This is a genomic window from Demequina aurantiaca, from assembly GCF_000975135.1.
Lineage (GTDB): Bacteria > Actinomycetota > Actinomycetes > Actinomycetales > Demequinaceae > Demequina > Demequina aurantiaca.
The window spans coordinates 14049-35373 of record NZ_BBRF01000001.1; the positions used below are offsets into that span (position 1 = coordinate 14049).

Below are 21325 nucleotides of genomic sequence, written 5' to 3' on the forward strand. Positions count from 1 at the left end.
GTTGCTCCGACACGCTCTTTCCTTTGCGTGGCTAGAGCGCTTCGGGACCCTGCTCCAGGAGCACCTCAAACGCTGCCTCGTCGAGGATTGTGACCCCAAGCTGCTCGGCCTTCGCCGCCTTGGACCCTGCGCCGGCTCCCGCCACCACGTAGTCGGTGTTCTTGGAAACGGACGATGCTGCCTTGCCGCCGTGCGCGATGATCGCCTCCTTGACGGAGTCACGGGTGAAGTTTTCAAGCGAGCCGGTGGCGACGATCGTGAGGCCAGCAAGTGTTGCTGGCGCCGAATCGTCACGCTCGTCCTCCATCCGCACGCCTGCGGCGGCCCAGCTGTCGACGATGTTGACGTGCCACGGCACTGAGAACCACTGCACCACCGCCTCAGCAATCACCGGGCCCACGCCCTCGACTGCGGCGAGCGTCTCAGCGTCGGCCGCCCGTATGGCGTCCATCGAGCCAAACTCCGTCGCGAGCGCGCGCGATGCCGTTGGCCCGACGTGCCGGATGCTCAGCGCCACCACCACGCGCCACAGTGCCTGCGATTTGGCCTGCTCCAGATTGGCGAGCAACTTGAGCCCGTTGGCGGAGACGTCACCGGCTCGGCGGCCGGTCTGACCCGCCTCGACCTGTTTCTTGGTGAGCTTCTGGTCAGCCTCGTACGTTAGCAGTGGCACACGTCGCAGGTCATCCTCGGTGAGCGAGAACAACCCCGCCTCATTCGCGAGCACGCCAGACTCGACCAGCGCGTGAGCGGCCTTCTCTCCCAGGACCTCGACATCGAATGCCCCACGCGCGCCGATGAAGGCGATGCGGTCCACGATCTGTGCCGGACAAAATTCGGAGTTGGGGCAGCGCAGGTCCTTGTCGCCCTCCTTTTGCTCAGCCAATGCGGTCCCGCAGGACGGGCAGTTCGCCGGCATCGTCCACTCACGTTCGTCGCCGGTACGCGCCGCGACGACCGGTCCCACGATCTCCGGGATCACATCTCCCGCCTTGCGCAACACGACGGTGTCACCGATGCGAACCCCCTTGCGGGCCACCTCGTGGGCGTTGTGGAGCGTCGCGAACGTCACCGTGGATCCGGCGACGACGGTGGGCGTCATGACTCCGTAGGGGGTCACGCGACCCGTGCGGCCCACGTCCACGCGAATGTCCTCGAGCGTGGTGTGCACCTCCTCGGGCGCAAACTTGTACGCGATTGCCCAGCGCGGGGCTCGGCTCGTGAACCCCAACTCCGCTTGAGCCGCGCGGCTGTTCACCTTGAGCACCGCACCGTCGATCTCGTGCACCAGGTCGTGGCGCTTTGATTCGAGGTCGGCCAAGTAGTCCTCAATGGCCCCACGGCCGCGCAGGACGGCGGTGAATCCACTGACGGGTAGGCCCCAGTCCGCGAGAACGTCGTAGATACCGGACTGCGTCGACGCGCGCTCGTCGACTGGAGTGTCCCCCCAGTCCAGGGCACCGAGTGCATACGTCGTCACGTCGAGCGGGCGGCTCGCGGTGATGTCCGAGTTCTTTTGACGCAGCGAACCAGCCGCCGTATTGCGGGGATTCGCGTACGGGTCCTTGCCTTCGGCGACCAGCCTCGCATTGAGTTCCTCGAACGCGGCGACGGGTAGAAATACCTCGCCGCGGATCTCCACGAGGGCGGGAGCGGCTCCAGTGAGGCGCGCGGGAATCGTCGAAATCGTCTTCACATTCGCGGTCACGTCCTCTCCGGTCGTGCCGTCACCGCGGGTCACACCCCGCGTCAACTCACCGTCGACGTAGGTGAGCGAGATGGACAGACCGTCGATCTTGGGCTCGCATACGATCTCCTCGTCGCCGGCCTCCTTGCCCACGCGCGCTAGCCACGCCTCCACCTCGTCAATCCCAAAGGCGTTGTCGAGGCTCATCATCCGTTCGCGGTGCTTGACCGACGCGAATCCGGTGGGCACGCTTGCGGCACCAACCGTGCGTGTGGGGCTATCGGGAGTCGCGAACTCTGGGTGCAATGCCTCGAGGTCGCGCAGTTCGCGCTCGAGCGCGTCGTACTCGGCGTCGGACACCGCCGGAGCGTCGTCGCCGTAGTACGCCGCCCGGTGCGCCTCGATCTCCTGAACCAATTCCTGGTGCCGAGCACGGGCATCGTCCGCTGGTCGGTTTTGGCTGTTGTCGCTCACTGGACTATCTCACCATGAAGCACCGACGCATGCAGGCACCCACGCCACCGTCTGTCCTGCGCACCAGGCAATACAGCGACACAATGGGCAGATGACCAACGCGCAGCACGTGACTCCCGACGACATCGAGCAAGCCGCGGCGGCCATCGAGCCACACGTGCGCCATACTCCCGTGATTGAGGTCCCGGGCTCGGCGATCGGCGTCGACGCCACCCTTGTCTTCAAGCTCGAGTTCCTTCAAGTCACCGGCGCCTTCAAGGCACGCGGCGCGTGTCACTACGTCGCCACACAACCCATCGCCGATGCCGGGGTGGTCGCGGCATCGGGCGGCAACCATGGGGCGGCGGTCGCCTACGCAGCCCGGGAGTTCGGCCACCAGGCCCACATCTTTGTGCCCACGACCGCCAACCCCTCCAAGATCGACAGGTTGGTGGGCCTGGACGCGCACATCCACAGCATCGGCGAGACCTACGGCGATGCCAAGGACGCAGCCGCCGACTACCTCGTACAGCACCATGCGACGTCCATCGAGGCATTCGACGACCCGATCGTGATGGCGGGTGCCGGCACGTGCGCGCGCGAATTCGACCTTGACAGCCGCACGTCGCAAGGTCGTCCGCTCGACGCGATGCTGCTCGCCGTGGGCGGAGGCGGCCTCGCGGGAGGTGCCGCCGCGTGGTGCGGGGACCGCATGCAGATTGTGGGCTGCGAGACGGTGGGAACGGCCTCCTTCGCCGCCGCCGTCGAGGCAGGTCACCCCGTGGACGTGCCCATCTCCGGGGTGGCGGCGGACCACTTGGGCGCCCGGCGCATCGGCGACGTCCCTTGGCGCGCCCTCAACGAGGCAAACGTTCAGTCGGTCGTCGTGACCGACCACGACGTGTCAGCGGCCCAAGCCCGCCTGTGGCGGCTGCTGCGGGTGATCGTCGAGCCGGGCGTTGCCGCACCGTTCGCCGCGTTGATGACCGGGCGCTGGGTGCCCGAGCCCGGCAGCCGCATCGGCGTCATGCTGTGCGGCGCGAACGTGGTGGCACCCGTCAGCTAGCGACCGTCCCGAGGCGTCGCTAGCGAGGAACCACAACGGACAACGCGCCGGGGTCGATCTCCGCCTCGAAGGACCGCGTGTCCCCCTCGACGTCGCCGTCGAGTTGGTACGGTACCGGCCGGTCCAGCTCTACCGTCACGCGGCGACCGTCATAGTGCCGAATCGCTGCGCTGTCCTTGCCTTTGCTCAACGCCTTGAGCATCCGCCCCATACCGAGCACACCCTGGCCCTGGGCGACGACGACGTGCAGGAGGCCGTCGGATGCATCGGCCCCGGGAATGAGGTCGATCCCACCCTGGAGCTTGCCAACGTTGCCGACCAAGACCATGGCGGCATCGCCGTCGTGGACCACCTTCCCATCCAAGGTCACCGTGGCGTGGAACTCCGCGTTGCTGACCTGCTGAGCGCCGGCAAGGACGTAGGCGCCGCCCTTGACCATCTTCTTGATCTTGGGGTTGGTGTCGCGCATGATCTGCGCGTCAAGCCCCACGCCGGCCATCACGACGAACGTATTCGCGGCCTCCCCGGACGTGAACCTCACCACGTCGATGCGCCGCGGGAAGCCCTGCAACGCGAGCGCCGTCGCCTCTCCTTCGTCGAGAGGGATTCTGAGGTTGCGTCCAAGGAGATTTCCCGTCCCGGCCGGGACGATGGCGACGGGAATCTCGTGCCCGGCCATCGCCGTACAGACTGCTCGCACCGTACCGTCACCGCCCGCCACCAAGACGCGATCCATTCCCTGGTCCGCCGCATCGGCTGCCATGCCGGCACCCGGGTCGTCGGCTTTGGTCTCCCACCACGTCGGCGCCTCCCAACCCTTGTAGCGCGAGACGGTCGTCAGCCGGCGACGGAAGTCCTCAAGATCGAGCACCTTGGTGGGGTTGTAAATCACTCCAGGGTGGCGGCCGGAACTGGGCAGCCGGGACGTCACCGTGCCACCAGGCAGGATGCCCTCGAATCGGCTGACGAGGAGCGAGACGGTCGCCATCGTCAGGCCGAGCAGCACACCGGCCACGAGGTCGGAGAGGTATTGCACCCCCATGAGGAACTGGTCAACGGCCACCACCAGAACCGCCACCACCCCCCAGAATTGCCAGCGCCGCAACGTGCCCACGGAGCGCAGTTGTGCGCTCGAGACCGCCACGAATACCCAGGCAAGGAGCGTCATCGCGAGCGTGTGCCCCGCGGGATACGCATACCCCGTCGCGGAGATGGACTCGCTGAAGGCGGACTGCGGGCGCGGGCGCTCCACCAGGTGTCGGGCTACTTCCCATATCGGGAGGCCGAGCAAGGCGACCAGAAGGGCAAATCCGAGCCGACGTTGACGCTGATGAAAGGCCCGTACCGCGAGCACGGCGGTCACTACCAGCATCACGTAGGGCTGAGTAATGACCGAGAAAGTTTGCAGTATTTGGCCCAGGGGCGAGCGGGGCGAGATGGTCGGCACGGGCAACCACGTGTCCATGTGGGTATCCGCCCACCCGTCACGAACCAACGCCGACAGTGCCAGGTAGCACACGGCGGCCACCACGAGCACAATGACCTCCAGCCGACTCGACTTCAGCTTTGTCGCCAAGGAGTTGCTCATGTGTGCTCTGCCGCCGTTCCACGTTCCAGCCGCGAATCACCCTCCGTGCCGCATTGCACCTGGTTCATTCGCGTCTTGCCCCATTCAACACCATCGGCCAGTCGTGGCAGGCCTAGCTATCTGCGCGCGTCGCTAGCATAGGAGGCATGAACGCACCCATCGATGCCACGTCCACCTCTGCCTGGGCGGAACTGACTGCCTACCACGAGTCCTTCGAGCCGGATCTGCGCGCGTGGTTCGCGTCCGACGCCTCGCGCGTCGAGCGCATGTCTTTGCCGCTGGGCGACCTGCACGTCGACCTGTCTAAGAATTTGGTGACTGATGACATCCTCGCGTCGTTGGTCAAACTCGCCGACCAGACCGGGGTCGCCGAGCGCTACGCCGCGATGCTCGCCGGTGAGCACATCAACACCACCGAGGACCGCGCAGTCCTGCACACGGCCCTGCGCCGTCCGGCCGATGCCTCACCCAGCTTGGTCGTGGACGGCCAGCACATCGATGCGGACGTCCAGGAGGTCCTAGGTAAGGTCTCCGAGTTCGCGGACCGCGTGCGCTCGGGCGAGTGGACCGGCGTTACCGGCAAGCGCGTGTCGCACATCGTGAACATTGGCATCGGCGGCTCGGACCTGGGCCCCGTCATGGTCTACGAGGCGCTCGAGCCCTACGCGACCGCGGGCATCTCCGCACGCTTCGTGTCCAACATCGACCCCACTGACATCGCGCAAAAGCTCAAGGGACTGAATCCCGAGACCACGCTGTTCATCGTCGCCTCCAAGACGTTCACCACGCTCGAGACGCTGACCAACGCGCGCCTCGCGCGCCAGTGGCTGTGGGACGCGCTGGCCGCCTCCGGCGCCATTTCCGGGGACGATGCTTCCCACGCCGATGCTGTGGCCCACCACTTTGTGGCGGTTTCCACGGCACTCGACAAGGTCGAGGCCTTCGGCATCGACCCCACCAATGCCTTCGGCTTTTGGGACTGGGTGGGCGGGCGCTACTCGGTCGACTCAGCCATCGGCCTGTCGCTGTCCATCGCGCTGGGTCCCGACGTGTTCGGCGACCTGCTCGCGGGCTTCCACACGGTGGACGAGCACGTGCGCACCACCCCACTCGAGCAGAACGTGCCCGTCCTGATGGGCCTGCTCAACGTCTGGTACGGCAACTTCCTGGGATCACAGTCGCACGCCGTGCTTCCCTACGCGCAACAACTACACCGCTTCCCCGCGTACCTGCAGCAACTCACCATGGAGTCCAACGGCAAGTCGGTGCGCTGGGACGGCTCGCCCGTCACCACCGAGACCGGCGAGGTGTTCTGGGGCGAGCCCGGCACCAACGGCCAGCACGCGTTCTACCAGCTCATTCACCAGGGCACCAAGCTGATCCCCGCGGACTTCATCGCCGTGGTCAACCCCGCCTATCCCCTGGTGGACGGCGACCAAGACGCGCACTCGCTGTTCCTCGCGAACTTCCTGGCGCAGACCAAGGCGCTGGCGTTCGGCAAGACCGCCGCCGAAGTCGAGGCCGAAGGCACCGAGGGTGCGCTCGTCGCCGCACGCACGTTCGCGGGCAACAAGCCCACCACCTCGATCTTTGCCCCCGCGCTCACCCCTCAGGTGCTCGGCCAGCTGATCGCGCTCTACGAGCACATCACGTTCACACAGGGCGTCATCTGGGGCATCAACAGCTTTGACCAGTGGGGCGTGGAGCTCGGCAAGCAGCTCGCCGTCCAGATTGCGCCGGCCATCCAGGGTGATGCAGCTGCGCTGGCCGACCAGGACGCGTCCACCAAGGCACTCATCGCCTACTACCAGGCCAACCGCAAGTAGCCACACGCCTTACGGATTGGGGGTCGGACGCCGATGGCGTTCGACCCCTCATCGTTGTGTCCGTCGGGACGGCGACTAGAGGTCGACATTTCCAGAGACGCGCGCGACAACATTGCCGCCGATCCAGAGGTCGCCATCGCCCTCGGTGACACGCACGCGCCCGTCCCGGCCCAGCATCGTCCCCTGGCGCGCCACGTACGGCGCAGACAACCGACCGGTCGCCGTCAGCCACTGGGCAATCGAGGCGTTCAGGCTGCCGGTGACGGGATCCTCCCGTAGCGGGCCGCCGCCGTCGTTGAAGAAGCCGCGTACCTCGATCGCAGCATGTGCTTCGCTGTCTTCGTCATGCAGGCCAACCGCACCGATGCTGCGCTGCCCCGCTCGGGCGGCTAGGTCGGGATCCAGGGCGAGGACAGCATCGGCGCTGGACAACAACACTCCAAGCCAGCCGGGCCCGTTGTCGACCCACCTTGACTCGACCACCTCGGATTCCTTCACCCCCAGGATCGCGAGCGCATCGGCGAGGTCGGCGTCGTCCACCGCGCCCGACCGGACCAACGGCGGGGCGGCAAATGCCAGCTCCTGATCGTCGATCCTCACGGGGACGAGACCCACGCCACACTCCTGAACCGCTCGGCCAGGCGCCAGCGGCACGCCTCCCGCGTCGAGCCAGGCACGCGCTGTGCCCAGCGTGGGGTGACCGGCAAAGGGCAGCTCGGCGGTGAGGGAGAAAATGCGCACGCGATAGTCGGCACCGGGATCCGTGGGTGGAAGCACAAAGGTGCACTCCGACAGGTTGGTCCATGCGGAGAACGCGGCCATCTGTGCCGTGGAGAGACCCTCCGCGTCAAGCACCACTGCGAGCGGGTTGCCGGAGAACGCGACGTCAGAGGGGAATACGTCGACCATGCAAAACGGAAAGGTCGCCATACTTGCCACGCTACTGGGATTCGGTAGGACCAGTGAGGTTTACTTGGGCCCTCGTTGCGGTCGTGATGATGCGGGCTGAGCCTTGTCCGGCTCCCACCTCAGCACGTCTCCCGGCTGACACTCAAGCACCTCGCAAATCGAGTCGAGCGTCGTGAAGCGGACCGCCTTAGCGCGGCCATTTTTGAGAACCGCGACGTTGGCAGGGCTGATGCCTATGGCGTAGGCGAAGTCCGCGACCGACATCTTCTTGCGAGCAAGCATGACGTCGATATCGACGACGATGGCCATCAGATCACCTCCGCGAGCTCGTCACGGTTGGAGATGGCCGCCTGCAACAGACCGCGCATCACGACCATGAGCAACACAAAGGCCGCGCCCGCAGTAAGCGCCCCGGCAGCGAACAGGACGATCCCCGGCCCGCCTCCTTGTGTGCTCAGCAGATGAGCAGGCACCGCGAAGCAAATGACAGTGGCGACCACCGCACACCAGATAATGCCGTCCACCCATCTCAACGCGGGCCCCGTAAAGATATGGTCGTCCGCGACAAACAGCAGCAGACGGCCGATGATGACGAGCGCCACCTGACCACAAAGGATTGCGAGAATGCCGGCAATCGCATAGGGGACTACCAGGTGAGCAACCTCAGCGATACCTTGAGCCTCTTCCTCAGCCAGCAGCGGCACCAGCACCTGCGCGAGGATGGACCCCGCGAAAAGCAGGCCAAGAAGCATCCACAGTACGTTCCGCGCCCATTGACTCACGTCTCGATTATCGATAGATATCTATCGCTTGTCAAGACCTTGACGAACGACATTGCACGCTCGCGAGCGAGCAGGGTTCGCTCAGAGTGCGTCGAAAGTGTTCGGGTTTGGTCCCTGACGCCCATCCTCGCCCCTATCCAGCGTGTCGATGCGTGCGATCTGGTCGTCGGAGAGTTCAAAGTCGAAGATGGCCAGGTTCTCTGCCATACGCTCGCGGTGCATCGACTTGGGGAAGATGATGTCCCCGCGCTGCACGTGCCAGCGCAGGACCACCTGTGAGGCCGCGCGGTCGGTCTCTGTGGCGATGGCCTTCACGATGGGATCGTCGAGCGCCTCGCCCCGGGCAAGAGGGCCCCAAGCTTCGACGGCGATCGCCTGGTCGTGAGACGCCTGGCGCGCGGCGTTGTTGTGGAAGTACGGGTGAGCCTCGATCTGGTTCACCACGGGAGTCGCGCCGGTCTCGTCGATGATCTTGGTCAGGTGCGCGGGCTCAAAGTTCGACACCCCGGCGGAGGTGAGACGGCCGTCCTCGACCAGCTCGAGCATGGCCCTCCACGTGGAAACAAAGTCACCGTCATACCGCGTCGGCAGCGGCCAGTGGATGAGGAACAAGTCGAGCTTGTCCAGGCGGAGCTTCGCGAGCGTCTCGTCGAAGGAGCGCATCACGTCGTCACGCGCGTGCATGCTGTTGGTGAGCTTGCTTGTCACGTAGATCTCGTCGCGGGCGATGCCAGAGTTGGCTATGGCCTCGCCCACCTCGGCCTCGTTCTTATACCCCTGGGCAGTGTCGATGTGGCGAAATCCCACGTCAAGCGCGGCGCCCACCGTCTCCACGGCATCGGCCGGTGGAACCTGGAACGTACCGAACCCGAGTTGGGGAATGGACGTGCCGTCGCTGAGTTTGATGGATGATGTCGCGCGAGAGGAAGTCATGCTTGGGCCAACAGGTGCGGGGACTGTGCTATTCCGCTCATCGCTGGGAACCTTGCGCTTCGTCCACTCGGCATAACTTGGTGGGCGAAGGTGTTGAACCCAGCGATGTGCTCGTGCATCGTCACGGCATCTGTCTATCACCAGCATTGGGAGAAACCATGAAGGTCGTAGTCCTGGGAGCCAGCGGAAACGTGGGAACGGCCGTGTTGCGTGCGCTTCGCGCGGCGGACGACGTCACCGAGGTAGCTGCGGTGGCTCGACGCATTCCTCGCCGCACGCCACCTGCGCCCTATGACGTGGCGACCTGGACCAGCGTCGACATCGGCGCACGCGACGGTGACCGGGTGATTCGGACACTTGCCCAGGCTATGGAGGGCGCCTCCGCAGTGATCCATCTTGCGTGGGCGATTCAGCCCAATCACGACCGCGAGCGACTGCGCCGGACCAACATTCTGGGGAGCTCCCGGGTGCTGTCGGCCGCACGTGCCGCCGGCGTCGATCACGTTGTGGTTGCCTCGTCAGTGGGCGCCTATTCGCCAAGCCACGACGACGAACTTCACGACGAGAGCTGGCCTACGAGGGGCATCCCGACGAGTGAGTACAGCGTCGATAAGGCCGACCTTGAACACCTTCTCAATCGACACGAGCACGACCATCCTGAGGTGCTGATTACCCGCCTGCGGCCTGCGTTGATTTTCCAGCGCGATGCGGGATCAGAGATCATGCGCTACTTCATCGGCCCCCTGGTACCGCCCGCCATCTTCAGCGGTCACCTTCCGATCACTACCTGGCCCGATCACACCCGCGTGCAAGCGCTACACGCAGACGATGTGGCGCGAGCCTACGTTGGCGCGGTGAGGGCCAGGCCCGGCGGGGCGCTGAACGTGGCGGCGGACGACGTGCTGGGAGGCCCCGAGATCGCAAGCCTGCTCTCCGGGGGCCGACTTCAGCGGACGCCGACGCCTGCGGTGAGGGCGGCCGTGTCCGCAGCGTGGAATTCGCGCGTGGTTCCCGTCAGCCCCGGATGGGTAGACATGTCGGCAAACATCACCCTGATGTCAACCGATCGCGCACGGTCCGTGCTCGGGTGGGAGCCTCGCCACACGGCACTCGACACTGTGGCCGAGGTCCTCGATGGAATAGTCGAGGGAGCCGGCACGGCAAGCCCCCCGCTGCGTCCGCGTCGCGCGCGCCGCCGGTAGACGCTGGCGACTCACCTCGACGGCCGCGAGCGCTCTCGCACAACGGTCACCCACGCAGGGTGAGGCGTGCCAGACTTCAGCCCATGCCCATCCCCAGCGCGCGCATCGTCGAGCAACTCAACGCTGACTTTGGGGCCGCCGCACCCATGATGGTCAGTCCACTCGAGCGCGTAGCCGTCTCCCCGCAGGTCGATGCCGAACGCGTCCATGCTGCGATCCTGATGGCGGCGCGCGGCAACCGGTCCATGTTTGACGACGCCTTGGAGCATGCACGGGAGGACTGGCGAGACCTGCTGGTGCGCACTGGACTCGCCGACGACCACGCCTGGCATGACGTGGTCGATGCAAAATTCGGCGAGAACCCTCCCACCTGACTGATTCCTCCACGCGCCCGCACCCGCGCACGTAGGATCGAAGCATCCGAACAGAGCGGAGGTAGGTCAGATGCCAGGGTTCATGTCGTCCTACCGCCGCACCATACCGGCCGCACATCATGGATCGACGCCCGCGTCGGATCCTCGCATCCCCGGTGTCACACCCCACGGGGATGATTCGCAGCCGGCGAGTGCGCGACCACAGGTCTGGATGATCTTTGTTGCGATCGCGGTGGTGTTGGCAGTTGGGTTCTTCCTCGCATGGCGGACCTTCACTCCGTCCCAGAGCGACCAGGCGGCTCGTGACGCCGGGGAGCGCGGCTGGATCGTCACCCCGCTCACATGGACGATGTATCAGGACGACGAACTGGCCACCGCGGCCTGGCACGACGTCGCGGGCGCGATCAGTTTTACCGCTGTGCAATAGGCGTCGAGCGGCGTCCGTGGGAGCGAAAGCCGCAACGGCATCGGCCCAGCGCTCAGCGCGCGGCTAATTGAATCGTCGCACTCGGCCATGCACCGCGCACTCATCCTAGGATGGGTGGCATGGACGTGACAGGAGTAGTGCTGGCGGCAGGTGCGGGATCGCGTGCGGAAGGGCCCCCAGCGCTCAGCAAGACTCCGGAGGGTGTGCCGTGGGTGACGCTCGCTTGCGATGCTCTCCGCGACGCCGGCTGCCGCGAGGTCATTGTGGTGCTGGGAGCGCAGGCAGATGCCGCGGCACACCTGGTTCCTCCACGTGCCCTTCCCGTCATCGCCACCGACTGGGAGGAGGGCCAGGCAGCGTCAATACGTGTGGGGCTCGCCGCGGCGGCGACCTCTGCGGCCGATGCGGTGTTGCTGACCCTCGTTGAGCTTCCCGAGCAGACCGCTACTGCAGGCATGCGAATCATCGCCGCTGGCGCAAACGACGGGCGTGAGGCGCTGGCGCGGGCCAATTTTGATGGCGAGCCCGGGCATCCCGTGCTCATAGGTCGCGACCACTGGCGCGATGTCGCGGCCGCGGCTCACGGCGACGCGGGAGCGCGCGACTACATGCGCATGCACCTCACCGTCGAGGTGAACTGCACCGACCTGGGCGACGGCTCACCTGGTAGGTAGGCGCAGGCACCCCCCCAAGGGGCGTCTGGACTCGAGCTCAGCAATGTGGCCATGCTTCAAGAGCCAACGCGGGGAGCTCGGGGCAGCTGCCGGGCACCTGATGCCTTCATCGTCAAGCCCCACTCGTGTCGAGAAATCCGCAACCGACATTTATTTCTTGACAAGCATGATGTCGATGTCAATACATGCGGCGGTAGCGTTCTGTCAGAGGGCGGCAAACTGCCCGGCCCGCACCTCGGCCTCGACGTGACGGACAGCATCAACTCCGGTACTCAGTCGGGCGCGCTCATCTGGGTGGTGCAGGTAGTAGGCCACGACCGTCGCGACCGCGTAGACGTCGCCGCTCAGTGTTCCCTCCTTCACCTGTACTGGACCGTCGACGGTCACCAACACCAAGGTCCGAGTCTTCTTCACCTCGATCACCCTGATGTCCGCCAATTGCGACCACTTCAGTGCCACGTGAGGACCGCCCCTCACCCCGCGCAAGCCGTAGTCATCCAAGCCAAGTCCAGCGGGCCGACGCAGCGACAGCAATGTCTGCCCGGTCATGAACGCACCCACCACCGGCCCTCCCAAAATCACGCCGCGGGTGTAGAAGGGTGCATCCGCCCATTGATCCGGTTGCACCCACAGCACCACGACGGACAGCAGCGCGAGCCCCGCCATGAGATTCACCAGAATCTGCAGGGCCACCGGGGGCGTCATGACCAGGGGTCCCTCACTGCGCTCGACATTCACGACCTTGGGCGACAGCCAGCACAGCCCAGTCATGGATCCCAGGATCGCCGCCAACGCCACCACTGCCAACGCGACCACCAAGAAAAGAGGCGTCTCACCCGAGTCTGCAATGGCGAAGGCGGCCAACACCACCAACGCGACAATGAGCACGGGAATGACCCACGTCTTCAGTGGGCGCAGGGTCTCGCTAGGGGCGGTGCGTCCGAGCGAAACCCGCAATCTAGTCGGGAGCATCATGGTCCTGTCTTGAGGGTGCCGGAGGTGGAGTCCCACAACACATTTTCTTCGAGCCAGTAGTCGACCGATTCACGAGTATCGAGGTCGACAGTGGATTCCCACAGCCAGGACGCGGCCTCGCTACCTGCCCACCCCACCACGACTGCACCCGCCGCAATCCAGCCCACGGGGTTGGAGCCAAGGGCGGCCGCTATAGCGCCGCCCCCAGCCGCTCCGGCCGCTCCAGCTGCCGCGCCCCCAAAGAGCTCCGCAATCACGGACGACTCGGAAGCGCCCTCGGCAATGTCGTAGCCCGCCAAGGAAATGTCCACCACGTTGCCGACGATGGGAATGATCTTGGAATAGTGGCCAACGCTGCCAATCTTGACTTCGAGGTCGCCAATTTTGAGGTCACTTCCCGAGAAGTCAAAGGCCTCGTAGGCGGCACGTCGCGCCGGATTGCCGGAACGCGCGGCATCTCGGGCATCGTTGGCGATGTCGCTGAAAACGCCCTGTTCCGCGCGCCATTCTTTCAACTTCACGTCCACGTGTGCGCTGCTTCCCTCGAGCGCGGCGGCCACAGTCGACTCCGAGCCTGTCCGCAGCGCCGCGAAGGTCTTGGCGGCGTCGGACATTTCTTCCACGCGACCGATGAGTGGAGCCATGTGTTCCGCGAGCCACTTGTCCAGCTCGCCCTCCCACGTGCCGACCTTGCTCGACGCGTCGTTGTAAGCCGACAACCGGTACTGGTGGCCGTACCACTCGTTGACATCGGGAGACATATTCGGGTTCGGAACGTAACCATTCGATGCAATGAAGTATGAGGGCGCGGGGCCCGGCGGCGGAGTGTACGGCGAGTTGAGGTCCGGACAATACGTCAGACGGGTCATGGGGTACTCGACAACATTCCCGTTCACGATCAAGCCGACCCCCTGGGCCGACCCCCGAATCTCGGCAAAGTACTCCCGCCCCCGGCTCAGGCGGTTGGCGTAGGAGCGAAAAACCTCGACGGCGTCGCGCAGGTAGTCGGCCACAGGGAACTGGGACCGCCTCAGCGCCTGGACCGCCTCATGGAAGGCCATCGCCGCACTGCCGCTCCACGCGTAGGACGCCTCGGTGGCGACCCACGTCATTTGCACGTCCGCGGTCTTAATGGCCGACTTGACGTTGTCGAGCCAGTCCGCAAGGTCGTGAATGGATTCCGGATCGCCGTGAATGGTGGTGTCGAGACTCATGAATCTTCAATCTGCGACTCGTAGTCTCGCAAGGCTTGCGCCGCTGATTCCTCCGTGGCAGTAAAGTCTGTGACGGCCTCCTTGACCAGCGCCATCAGTGCCAGGTAGGAGTCCGGGACGGTCTGCGCACCCTCGGCCGCCGCGGAAGTGATGAGCGCGATCATGTTAGCCGCGATGCCCCCATCGACGCCGGGAGTCCCACCGAGACTCTCGTACACATCGTCGATGCTGGGCTGGAGATCCTCGGCGAGCGACTGGATGCGGGCGCCGTCAATCGAAATTTCACTCATGAGCTCATTGCCTTAGCCAGCCCACCGGGGAACTCGACGTCGAAGGCTAAGGCGTCGAAAGGCGATTCTTCCTTCACCGTGGACAGCGTGGACGTGAAGATGGTCACCCAGGCCTGGCCCGCGCCACAGCCTTTGGCGAGGCGGTCGAGCGCCGTGTAGGCGAGCAGGGCCGCGCCGCCATTGTCCATGGGCATGGTGATCACTTCCACCGACCCCTGTCCGTCTCGACGCACCGGCACGTAGAGCACCGGCGGCACTATCGTCTTGTCGTCCATGCGCCGTATTGTCCCTTTTCAGCTCTCCGTTGCGACGAGTATATGCCGTACCTCCAGAGAACAGAGCGGACTTCAAAGTCCACAATGTGTCCTTGTTGGACTCCTTCTCGACAATGTGGCTATGCTTCAAGGGCCAACGCGGGGAGCTCGGGGCAGCCGAGCTGAGAAAACAGCCATCAGTGCGCTGTTGACCCGATAACTTGACCTGGGTAATGCCAGCGTAAGGACGTGTCGAAGGCACGGGCGTGGGCTCGGCAGCGCATTTGCAATACCCGCCGGGTGTACTCCCCCGTGACGGATGGCGACTGCATGCAATGCAGTAGTGCGAGCGTTGAGTTGCACCCTGGTCTCAATCCAGGAGTCACGCATGATCGCAGAAATCCAAGTCCTGCCCCGCCCCATCGGCACCGCCGACAACCGCTACGCCCACGTCGACGCCGCGATCGCGGCCATCAGCGAGTCCGGCCTGACCTACGAGGTGGGTGGGATGGGCACCACCATCGAAGGAACCCCGGACCAGATCTGGGCGCTGCTGCGCACGGTCCATGAGGCCACGATCACCGCCGGGGCCGAGGGCTGCCTCTCCGTCATCAAGGTCTCGGGCAGTGCCGCTGACGACGGCCCGTCGGTCCAGGATCTGGTAGGCAAGCACCGCCGGTGATTGGGGCCACGCACCGCACGCAGCGAGTGCCCGGCTCCAGACTTCGAGCCGCGCTCATCGGGACCGCAACCGTCGCCGTCCTCGTCGCTGCGTGGGAGGCCGCCGTACGCATCGGCAACCTGCCGCCCTTCGTGCTGCCCCGTCCGTCCCAGGTAGTCGCCACCGCCGTTGAGCAGGCTCCGCTCCTTGGCCCACACGTCGCTACGACGGCGACCGAGGCGGTACTTGGACTCGCCATGGGGACGATGCTGGGGTGGCTCCTCGCCGTTCTCACGTCGGCGTTTCCCACCAGCGGGCAGATTTCCCACCCGGTGGTGTTGCTCAGCCAGACCATTCCCACGGTGGTGCTCGCGCCGCTGATGATCCTGTGGGCCGGCTACGGGCTGACCCCCAAGGTCACCCTGGTCGCACTGACCGTGTTCTTTCCCGTCCTGGTAGCCGCGACCGCCGCTATCCGGGACGTGGACGCCGAGTACTCGGACACCGTCGCGGGACTCGGCGGAGGAAAGGCACATCAGATGTGGCTGGTGCGTCTCCCCGCGTCCGTGCCCGGCGCACTTGCCGGGCTGCGGATCGCCGCAACCTATGCGGTGGGCGCCGCCGTGGTCTCCGAGTACCTCGCCGGCGAGTCCGGCATTGGAGTCTTCATTCAGCGCTCCCGCAAGGCGTACGCGGTCGACCAGATCTTCGTCGGCATCGCCCTCATCGCGATCCTGTCGGCACTCATGGTGGCGGCGATCGTCGCTCTGAGACGCGTCGCCACCCCCTGGCAGACCAACCTCGTTTCGACCTGACCAACCTCCCCTTCCAACTTTCATTCAGGAGAAAATATGACTTACTTCACCCGACTCGCGGCACTCGCCGCCGGTTCCGCCCTCGCGCTCGCCGCCTGCTCATCCACCGATACCGACACGAAGGACGAGGCCGCATTGGACTCCGCGACCAACGCGGCTCAGCCCCTCACGCCGGTCACCGTAGTGCTCGACTGGACGCCCAATACCAACCACTCAGGCCTCTACCTGGCCCTCGCCAACGGCTGGTACGAGGACGCAGGACTCGACGTCACTGTGATCGAGCCCGGCGAGACGTCCGGCCTGCAGCTGCTCGCCGCGGGCCAGGCCGACTTCGCGTTCTCCGTGGCCGAGGGCCTGCTGCCCGCCCGGGCCGCCGGTGCCGACGTGGTTTCCGTCGCGACCGTGATCGAGCACAACACGTCCTCGCTACTGTCGCTGGCAGACGAGGGAATCACACGCCCGCGCGACCTCGAGGGAAAAAACTACGGCTCCTACGGCTCCGATCTCGAGACCGCGATCATCTCCAGCCTGGTCGAGTGCGACGGTGGCGACCCCGCGAAGGTCGACCATGTGCCGCTCGTGAGCGACGATTTCCGCATCGGACTCACTCAGGACCAGTTCGACACCGCGTGGGTCTTTGACGCTTGGGACACCTTGAGGCTAAGTGAGGTGGACGGCATGGACGTCAACACCATCGCGTTCCGCGACTGGTTCGATTGCATCCCCGACTGGTACACGCCGCTGCTCGCAACATCGGGCGCGGAAATTGAGTCCTCCCCGGAGACGGTGGGTGCCTTTGTGCAGGTCACCGCGCACGGCTACGCGGCAGCCATGGAGGACCCCACCGTGGCCGCCGATGCGCTGATAGCCGCCGCTCCCGAGCTCGACGCGGCCCTGGTCACCGCCAGCGCTGACTGGCTCGCGGACAAGTACGCGACCTCGCCTCAGGCGTGGGGACAACAGGACGGCGCGACCTGGGATCGGTTCTCGCAGTGGCTCACCGACAACGACATGCTGGACGGCGACCCGAGTGTCGACGGGGCGTGGACCAACGAGTTCCTGCCCGCCAAGCAATGACAACCACCGCCAACAGCACAGGTCGAGCGCCGGAGGCCGGCCGCAGCGAGCCGGTCTTGTCTGTCGGTGACCTCACCATCACGTTCCCCGCTTCGCGCGGGGGACGTGGTGGCAGTCAGGACGGCGGGCTCAACGTGCTCGACGCGCTCAGCCTCGACGTACACGACGGCGAGTTCGTGGCCGTGCTCGGACCATCGGGCTGCGGCAAATCCACCCTGCTGCGCGCGCTTGGTGGCCTCCTGGATCCCCGGGCACAAGTCGAGGGCACGATCGCCGTCCCCTCGGACGCGTCCGGTCGCCGAGCGACCGCGTGGATGCCACAACGTGACGGCCTGCTGCCGTGGAGGCGGGCGATGGCGAACGCCATGGTCGGAGCGATCGCGGCAGGGGTGCCTCGCGACCGGGCGTACCCGCGTGCTCAACAACTATTCGAGGAGTTCGGCCTCGCTGGATTTGAACGCGCGTGGCCGCACGAACTGTCCGGGGGGATGCGCCAACGTCTCGCTTTGCTCAGGACATGCCTGGCAGAGCGCCCCGTGCTCCTGCTTGACGAGCCCTTCGGAGGGCTCGACCCCGTCACGCGACGACGCATGAACGCCTGGCTCGCCACTGTTCACCTGACGGAACAAGCCGCGGCGGCCGATGCTGTGGCGAGGGACGCTTCCACAACGGGTTCAGGTGTGGTTCTGGTCACTCACGACATTGATGAGGCGATGACCCTGGCCGACCGCATTGTGGTGCTGTCGGACCGACCCGGGCGCCTGCTCTATGAGGCCCGCGCACGGCAAGGCGGAGAAGAAAGGTACGACCGGGGCTCGCTACTCAGCGCGCTTGACTGTTGACTGCACACCGAGTGACGCGGGGCCCGACTACTCCTGCGGCACCCGTACGTGAATTGCCTCCGGTTGAATGCTGAACTCGATGCGCGAACACTCCCCCACGTCGTCGCCATCCAGTTCCAAGACTCGCGGCTCGCTCAACGTCACGGTGACGGAGGTGACGCGCTGGTGATCGACGGATTCGCTGCTCTCCGCCGCGTCGGACGCACCGACCAAGCGCTTGATTCCGTTGTCCCACACCATGGTGCGCAACGTGTCCATCCAACTCGCCACACCATCGGCGCTTAGCACCAGCATGTCGAGTTCTCCGTCCGCGGGATCCGCGTCCGGTAGCAGCGTGACGCCGCCCGTCAGAATTCCGCAATTGCCGACGATCAGGGTGTGCGCCTCGCTGCGGGAGGGCTCATGGCCGTCGACGGTGAGCTCCATCTCGATCACGTCGCTCTCCGAGAGTGCACGTCCAAGAGACTCGACATAGGCCAGCCACCCGACCTTGCCCTTGAGGTCCTCGTCGGTCTCGATAATCATGTTGGCGTCCACGCCCACTCCCGCCATGACGGTGAACGCCAGGCGCTGATCCTTGTTGTCGTCACCGTCGCCCACATCAGCCTGAGCCCAGGCCAGGTCGATGGTTCGCGACTTTCCGGAAAGCGCCACCGTGAGCGCCTTGGCGATGCTGTTCAGGGGGATCTCGAGGTTTCGGGTCAGCAGGTTGCCTGTACCCAGGGGAATGATGCCGAGTTCGGCCTGCACCTCGCTGGCCGCGAGACATTCTGCGACGGCCCGCACCGTGCCATCACCGCCAGCGGCGATCACCAGGTCCACCCCCGCATCGAGGGCTTCCTGCGTCATCCCGTGCCCGGGATCCTCCTTGGTGGTCTCAAACCACGAGAATCGCGGAGACGGAAGGTCAATGTCGACGGAAGCCAACGCTTCCTCGACGTCCTCGCGACTGGTCTTGGACGGATTGACGACGATGCCGACGTGAGTAGTGGTGTTCACAGGCTCAGGATAGACATAGTTGCTTCCGGCCGATGATGCGACGCTACTGTCCGGCGGGAACCTCACCCGAGCGAGCGGTTTCGAGAGCCCGAGTGAACATTTCCTTGGGCTGCGCACCCGACACCGCGTACTTGCGGTCAAAGACGAAGAACGGCACGCCTTGCACGCCCACCATCTGCGCATCGGCAATGTCGGCGTCCACGGCCGCCGCAAACTCGTCCGAGGCGAGCATGGCGCGAGTGTCGTCAGCGGGAATACCCACGTCCTCACCCAGGCCGACCAGAACATCGGCGTCGTCGAGGATCTTGCCTTCCATCATCTGAGCCTGGAATAGGCGCTCATGCATCTGGTCCCCCACGCCGCGCGCGTCCGCAAAGTGGGAGAGGCGGTGCGCATCCTTGGTGTTGGAGACCATGTAGGAGTCGAGGTCGTAGTCGAGGCCAACCTCGGCGGCTATGCCGGTCACCCTCTCGTTCATCTGGGCGACCTGGTCCGCTGCGATGCCACGCTTGGCGAACATCTCGGGCTGGGTCATGACCTCGCCCTTGGGGTGCGTGGGGTCGAGCTGGTAGCTGCGCCACTGCACCTCGACGGTGTCATCAAATTCGGCGATGGCGTCCTGCAGTCGCTTCTTACCGATGTAGCACCACGGGCACGCAACGTCGGACCAGACTTCAACCTTGACCACGAATAACTCCTCAATATCTGCGAATTGGTTTCCCCTGCGCCAACGCCCATGCCAGCAGGTTCATTCCTGGTCGATGAACGCGCCATCACAGGCGGGTGTGCGTAAACGCGCCTCCCACCAAGGTGGCGGCGACAGGCATGCGACGTAGCACCTCAGGCTCTGCGGTCATCGGGTCCGCGTCCGTCACCACGAGGTCCGCCAGTGCGCCCTCCTCCACGCGCGCAGCGCACGTCGACGCGGCGAGTGCAGCTTCGCGCGAAAGCTGCTGCTCGGGGTGCCAGGCCTCACGCCCGTCGCGTGACCGCGACACAGCCGCAGCGAACGAGATCCACGGGTCGAGCGTCGCGACCGGGGCGTCCGAGCCCAGCGCGATGCGTGCGCCAGCGGCATGGAGGTCGGCGAGCGGGAACGAGCGGTCGGTGCGCCCCGCCCACAGCACGTCGGCCGCGTCTCGGTCATCCATCGCATGCTCAGGTTGGACGCTCGCCGTGATTCCCAATTGGGCAAAGCGGCCGATGTCTTCTGGCTGGACCAGCTGCGCGTGCTCGATGGAGCCTCGCGCGCCTGTACTTGCGAAGGCGTCGAGCGCGAAGGTGTTGGCGAGATCTCCGATCGCGTGCACGGCCACCTCAAAGCCATGCTGAGTGGCCCGGTCCAACATGTCCTCGAGGGCCGTAGGCGGCACCGTGATGATGCCGTGGTCTGCAGTGCCCGGGTAGGGGTCGTGGCAGTAGGCGGTCTTGGTGTTGAGCGAACCGTCGGTGATGATCTTGAAGGGACCCACTGTCACGAGCCCGTTGGTGTCCTCAACGATGTCTCCGGTGCGTACGCCTCGTTCCACCATCGTGTCGAACATGTCCTCGTAGAACCCCGCACGCACCCGCAGGAGCCCCAGCCCCTGGGCGCAGTTGCGCACCCACAGCCGCATGTTGTCCGCCATTTCGAGGTCGACAATTCCGACGGTGCCGCGGGCGGCGGCTGAGGCGCCCGCCTCCACCGCGTAGATTCGCTCATCGTCGTCAGGCTCGACCTCAAGCTTGCGCTGCAACTCGAAGGCTTCGGTTTCGCGGAGCAGTCCGGCGTGCGCCAGGTCGTAGTGACGCTCGGCCGCGGAATTGACCCAACAGCAGTGCACGTCGCCGCTGATCAGCACGACCGGTCGGTGACGGGACGCCGCATCGAGCGCCTCCGTGGTGGGAACATCGGGCCACAGGGCATCGCGGAAGCCAACTCCTACGAGCGTTGCGTCGTTCTCCGGTTCGGCAGCGACTCTTGCGGCCACCATCGCGCACACCTCCGCAGCGGAGGACGCTCCCGCGACGTGAAAGCGCCTGCGGGTGCGTGCCCACAGGGCGAAGTGCACGTGGTTGTCCCACATGCCAGGTCCCAAGAAGCGGCCGTCGAGGTCCACCTGTTCCGCGCCGGCGGCATCGTCGGCTTCGATCTCCGGCGCAATCTGCGCGATGCGCCCGTCACGAATCAGCACGTCTACGGTCGAGTCTGCGCCACCGGTGATGCGCGCGTGGCGCAGTACAGTGTCGAAGCGTTCTGGTCTCATACCGCCAGGTTAACCGCGCAATCACGGGCAA

Annotated in this window: 23 protein-coding genes and 1 riboswitch; of the genes, 10 read left to right on the top strand and 13 right to left on the bottom strand. The window is 65.5% G+C overall.

What is annotated here, in order from left to right:
- Positions 1 to 31: 31 nt before the first annotated feature.
- Positions 32 to 2161: an NAD-dependent DNA ligase LigA gene (gene ligA, locus AOP73_RS00060; RefSeq protein WP_061962639.1), complete on the bottom strand. Its 2130-nt coding sequence runs from the start codon at positions 2159 to 2161 to the stop codon at positions 32 to 34.
- Positions 2162 to 2252: 91 nt separating this feature from the next.
- Between ligA and AOP73_RS00065 the strand changes: the two genes are divergently transcribed.
- On the top strand, positions 2253 to 3206 hold the full coding sequence (locus AOP73_RS00065) for a serine/threonine dehydratase (protein WP_061962640.1): 954 nt from the start codon (positions 2253 to 2255) through the stop codon (positions 3204 to 3206).
- Between the two features lie 19 nt (positions 3207 to 3225).
- Here AOP73_RS00065 and AOP73_RS00070 read toward each other — a convergent pair whose 3' ends face one another.
- Positions 3226 to 4794 (bottom strand): bifunctional phosphatase PAP2/diacylglycerol kinase family protein, encoded by a 1569-nt coding sequence (locus AOP73_RS00070; protein WP_061962641.1) that lies wholly within the window; start codon positions 4792 to 4794, stop codon positions 3226 to 3228.
- A gap of 146 nt (positions 4795 to 4940) precedes the next feature.
- Between AOP73_RS00070 and pgi the strand changes: the two genes are divergently transcribed.
- Positions 4941 to 6620: a glucose-6-phosphate isomerase gene (gene pgi, locus AOP73_RS00075; RefSeq protein WP_061962642.1), complete on the top strand. Its 1680-nt coding sequence runs from the start codon at positions 4941 to 4943 to the stop codon at positions 6618 to 6620.
- A gap of 75 nt (positions 6621 to 6695) precedes the next feature.
- Here the strand turns inward: pgi and AOP73_RS00080 are convergent, their stop codons facing one another.
- The 4 genes from AOP73_RS00080 to AOP73_RS00095 all read right to left on the bottom strand — a co-directional run bounded on the left by AOP73_RS00080 (position 6696) and on the right by AOP73_RS00095 (position 9244).
- The gene (locus AOP73_RS00080) at positions 6696 to 7550 is read right to left on the bottom strand and encodes a PhzF family phenazine biosynthesis protein (protein WP_061962643.1); all 855 of its coding nucleotides are present in this window, start codon (positions 7548 to 7550) and stop codon (positions 6696 to 6698) included.
- Positions 7551 to 7589: 39 nt separating this feature from the next.
- On the bottom strand, positions 7590 to 7838 hold the full coding sequence (locus AOP73_RS00085) for a helix-turn-helix domain-containing protein (RefSeq protein ID WP_061962644.1): 249 nt from the start codon (positions 7836 to 7838) through the stop codon (positions 7590 to 7592).
- Positions 7838 to 8311, bottom strand: coding sequence for a DUF2975 domain-containing protein (locus AOP73_RS00090; protein ID WP_152650482.1), 474 nt, complete (start codon positions 8309 to 8311; stop codon positions 7838 to 7840). Before AOP73_RS00090 ends, AOP73_RS00085 begins: the two co-directional genes overlap by 1 nt.
- 81 nt (positions 8312 to 8392) lie before the next feature.
- Positions 8393 to 9244 carry an aldo/keto reductase gene (locus AOP73_RS00095; RefSeq protein WP_061962646.1) on the bottom strand — a complete coding sequence of 284 codons (852 nt, stop codon included), beginning with the start codon at positions 9242 to 9244 and terminating at the stop codon, positions 8393 to 8395.
- A gap of 158 nt (positions 9245 to 9402) precedes the next feature.
- On the opposite strand from AOP73_RS00095, the gene AOP73_RS00100 reads away from it, so the two are divergent.
- The 4 genes from AOP73_RS00100 to AOP73_RS00115 all read left to right on the top strand — a co-directional run bounded on the left by AOP73_RS00100 (position 9403) and on the right by AOP73_RS00115 (position 11921).
- Positions 9403 to 10446: an NAD-dependent epimerase/dehydratase family protein gene (locus AOP73_RS00100; protein WP_061962647.1), complete on the top strand. Its 1044-nt coding sequence runs from the start codon at positions 9403 to 9405 to the stop codon at positions 10444 to 10446.
- An 83-nt stretch (positions 10447 to 10529) separates the two neighbouring features.
- A complete protein-coding gene (locus tag AOP73_RS00105; RefSeq protein ID WP_061962648.1) occupies positions 10530 to 10820 on the top strand; it encodes a hypothetical protein in 291 nt (96 codons plus the stop codon).
- Between the two features lie 70 nt (positions 10821 to 10890).
- The gene (locus AOP73_RS11830) at positions 10891 to 11247 is read left to right on the top strand and encodes a hypothetical protein (protein ID WP_152650483.1); all 357 of its coding nucleotides are present in this window, start codon (positions 10891 to 10893) and stop codon (positions 11245 to 11247) included.
- A 119-nt stretch (positions 11248 to 11366) separates the two neighbouring features.
- Positions 11367 to 11921 carry a nucleotidyltransferase family protein gene (locus AOP73_RS00115; protein WP_061962650.1) on the top strand — a complete coding sequence of 185 codons (555 nt, stop codon included), beginning with the start codon at positions 11367 to 11369 and terminating at the stop codon, positions 11919 to 11921.
- A gap of 204 nt (positions 11922 to 12125) precedes the next feature.
- Here the strand turns inward: AOP73_RS00115 and AOP73_RS00120 are convergent, their stop codons facing one another.
- The 4 genes from AOP73_RS00120 to AOP73_RS00135 are packed head-to-tail and all read right to left on the bottom strand — an operon-like array spanning position 12126 to position 14675.
- A complete protein-coding gene (locus tag AOP73_RS00120) occupies positions 12126 to 12896 on the bottom strand; it encodes a hypothetical protein (RefSeq protein ID WP_152650484.1) in 771 nt (256 codons plus the stop codon).
- Positions 12893 to 14110, bottom strand: coding sequence for a putative T7SS-secreted protein (locus AOP73_RS00125; RefSeq protein ID WP_061962652.1), 1218 nt, complete (start codon positions 14108 to 14110; stop codon positions 12893 to 12895). The genes AOP73_RS00120 and AOP73_RS00125 overlap by 4 nt, the downstream gene beginning before the upstream one ends.
- Positions 14107 to 14400: a hypothetical protein gene (locus AOP73_RS00130; RefSeq protein ID WP_061962653.1), complete on the bottom strand. Its 294-nt coding sequence runs from the start codon at positions 14398 to 14400 to the stop codon at positions 14107 to 14109. The genes AOP73_RS00125 and AOP73_RS00130 overlap by 4 nt, the downstream gene beginning before the upstream one ends.
- Positions 14397 to 14675 carry an SAV_915 family protein gene (locus AOP73_RS00135; protein ID WP_061962654.1) on the bottom strand — a complete coding sequence of 93 codons (279 nt, stop codon included), beginning with the start codon at positions 14673 to 14675 and terminating at the stop codon, positions 14397 to 14399. Before AOP73_RS00135 ends, AOP73_RS00130 begins: the two co-directional genes overlap by 4 nt.
- A gap of 129 nt (positions 14676 to 14804) precedes the next feature.
- Positions 14805 to 14919, top strand: a riboswitch (TPP riboswitch).
- A 123-nt stretch (positions 14920 to 15042) separates the two neighbouring features.
- Here AOP73_RS00135 and AOP73_RS00140 point away from each other — a divergent pair.
- The 4 genes from AOP73_RS00140 to AOP73_RS00155 are packed head-to-tail and all read left to right on the top strand — an operon-like array spanning position 15043 to position 18049.
- On the top strand, positions 15043 to 15336 hold the full coding sequence (locus AOP73_RS00140; RefSeq protein ID WP_061962655.1) for a thiamine-binding protein: 294 nt from the start codon (positions 15043 to 15045) through the stop codon (positions 15334 to 15336).
- Positions 15333 to 16130 (top strand): ABC transporter permease, encoded by a 798-nt coding sequence (locus AOP73_RS00145; RefSeq protein WP_236683463.1) that lies wholly within the window; start codon positions 15333 to 15335, stop codon positions 16128 to 16130. Before AOP73_RS00140 ends, AOP73_RS00145 begins: the two co-directional genes overlap by 4 nt.
- 36 nt (positions 16131 to 16166) lie before the next feature.
- Positions 16167 to 17207 (top strand): ABC transporter substrate-binding protein, encoded by a 1041-nt coding sequence (locus AOP73_RS00150; protein WP_061962656.1) that lies wholly within the window; start codon positions 16167 to 16169, stop codon positions 17205 to 17207.
- On the top strand, positions 17204 to 18049 hold the full coding sequence (locus tag AOP73_RS00155) for an ABC transporter ATP-binding protein (RefSeq protein ID WP_061962657.1): 846 nt from the start codon (positions 17204 to 17206) through the stop codon (positions 18047 to 18049). The genes AOP73_RS00150 and AOP73_RS00155 overlap by 4 nt, the downstream gene beginning before the upstream one ends.
- Before the next feature lie 27 nt (positions 18050 to 18076).
- On the opposite strand, the gene AOP73_RS00160 is transcribed toward AOP73_RS00155, so the two are convergent.
- The 3 genes from AOP73_RS00160 to AOP73_RS00170 all read right to left on the bottom strand — a co-directional run bounded on the left by AOP73_RS00160 (position 18077) and on the right by AOP73_RS00170 (position 21294).
- Positions 18077 to 19048, bottom strand: a complete 972-nt coding sequence (locus AOP73_RS00160) for a diacylglycerol/lipid kinase family protein (RefSeq protein WP_061964682.1) — start codon at positions 19046 to 19048, stop codon at positions 18077 to 18079.
- A gap of 43 nt (positions 19049 to 19091) precedes the next feature.
- Positions 19092 to 19736 (bottom strand): DsbA family oxidoreductase, encoded by a 645-nt coding sequence (locus AOP73_RS12140; protein WP_061962658.1) that lies wholly within the window; start codon positions 19734 to 19736, stop codon positions 19092 to 19094.
- Positions 19737 to 19821: 85 nt separating this feature from the next.
- Positions 19822 to 21294: an amidohydrolase gene (locus AOP73_RS00170; protein ID WP_061962659.1), complete on the bottom strand. Its 1473-nt coding sequence runs from the start codon at positions 21292 to 21294 to the stop codon at positions 19822 to 19824.
- Positions 21295 to 21325: the final 31 nt, after the last annotated feature.

Bases quoted from the DNA above. Each gene is read 5' to 3' on its own strand.
- AOP73_RS00135 (WP_061962654.1), bottom strand. From the start codon at position 14,675: ATGGACGACAAGACGATAGTGCCGCCGGTGCTCTACGTGCCGGTGCGT.
- AOP73_RS11830 (WP_152650483.1), top strand. From the start codon at position 10,891: ATGCCAGGGTTCATGTCGTCCTACCGCCGCACCATACCGGCCGCACAT.
- AOP73_RS00140 (WP_061962655.1), top strand. From the start codon at position 15,043: ATGATCGCAGAAATCCAAGTCCTGCCCCGCCCCATCGGCACCGCCGAC.
- AOP73_RS00100 (WP_061962647.1), top strand. From the start codon at position 9,403: ATGAAGGTCGTAGTCCTGGGAGCCAGCGGAAACGTGGGAACGGCCGTG.
- AOP73_RS00150 (WP_061962656.1), top strand. From the start codon at position 16,167: ATGACTTACTTCACCCGACTCGCGGCACTCGCCGCCGGTTCCGCCCTC.
- AOP73_RS00130 (WP_061962653.1), bottom strand. From the start codon at position 14,400: ATGAGTGAAATTTCGATTGACGGCGCCCGCATCCAGTCGCTCGCCGAG.
- AOP73_RS00170 (WP_061962659.1), bottom strand. From the start codon at position 21,294: ATGAGACCAGAACGCTTCGACACTGTACTGCGCCACGCGCGCATCACC.
- AOP73_RS00105 (WP_061962648.1), top strand. From the start codon at position 10,530: ATGCCCATCCCCAGCGCGCGCATCGTCGAGCAACTCAACGCTGACTTT.
- pgi (WP_061962642.1), top strand. From the start codon at position 4,941: ATGAACGCACCCATCGATGCCACGTCCACCTCTGCCTGGGCGGAACTG.
- AOP73_RS00155 (WP_061962657.1), top strand. From the start codon at position 17,204: ATGACAACCACCGCCAACAGCACAGGTCGAGCGCCGGAGGCCGGCCGC.
- AOP73_RS00080 (WP_061962643.1), bottom strand. From the start codon at position 7,550: ATGGCGACCTTTCCGTTTTGCATGGTCGACGTATTCCCCTCTGACGTC.
- AOP73_RS00095 (WP_061962646.1), bottom strand. From the start codon at position 9,244: ATGACTTCCTCTCGCGCGACATCATCCATCAAACTCAGCGACGGCACG.
- AOP73_RS00125 (WP_061962652.1), bottom strand. From the start codon at position 14,110: ATGAGTCTCGACACCACCATTCACGGCGATCCGGAATCCATTCACGAC.
- AOP73_RS00065 (WP_061962640.1), top strand. From the start codon at position 2,253: ATGACCAACGCGCAGCACGTGACTCCCGACGACATCGAGCAAGCCGCG.
- AOP73_RS00085 (WP_061962644.1), bottom strand. From the start codon at position 7,838: ATGGCCATCGTCGTCGATATCGACGTCATGCTTGCTCGCAAGAAGATG.
- AOP73_RS00070 (WP_061962641.1), bottom strand. From the start codon at position 4,794: ATGAGCAACTCCTTGGCGACAAAGCTGAAGTCGAGTCGGCTGGAGGTC.
- AOP73_RS00120 (WP_152650484.1), bottom strand. From the start codon at position 12,896: ATGATGCTCCCGACTAGATTGCGGGTTTCGCTCGGACGCACCGCCCCT.
- AOP73_RS00115 (WP_061962650.1), top strand. From the start codon at position 11,367: ATGGACGTGACAGGAGTAGTGCTGGCGGCAGGTGCGGGATCGCGTGCG.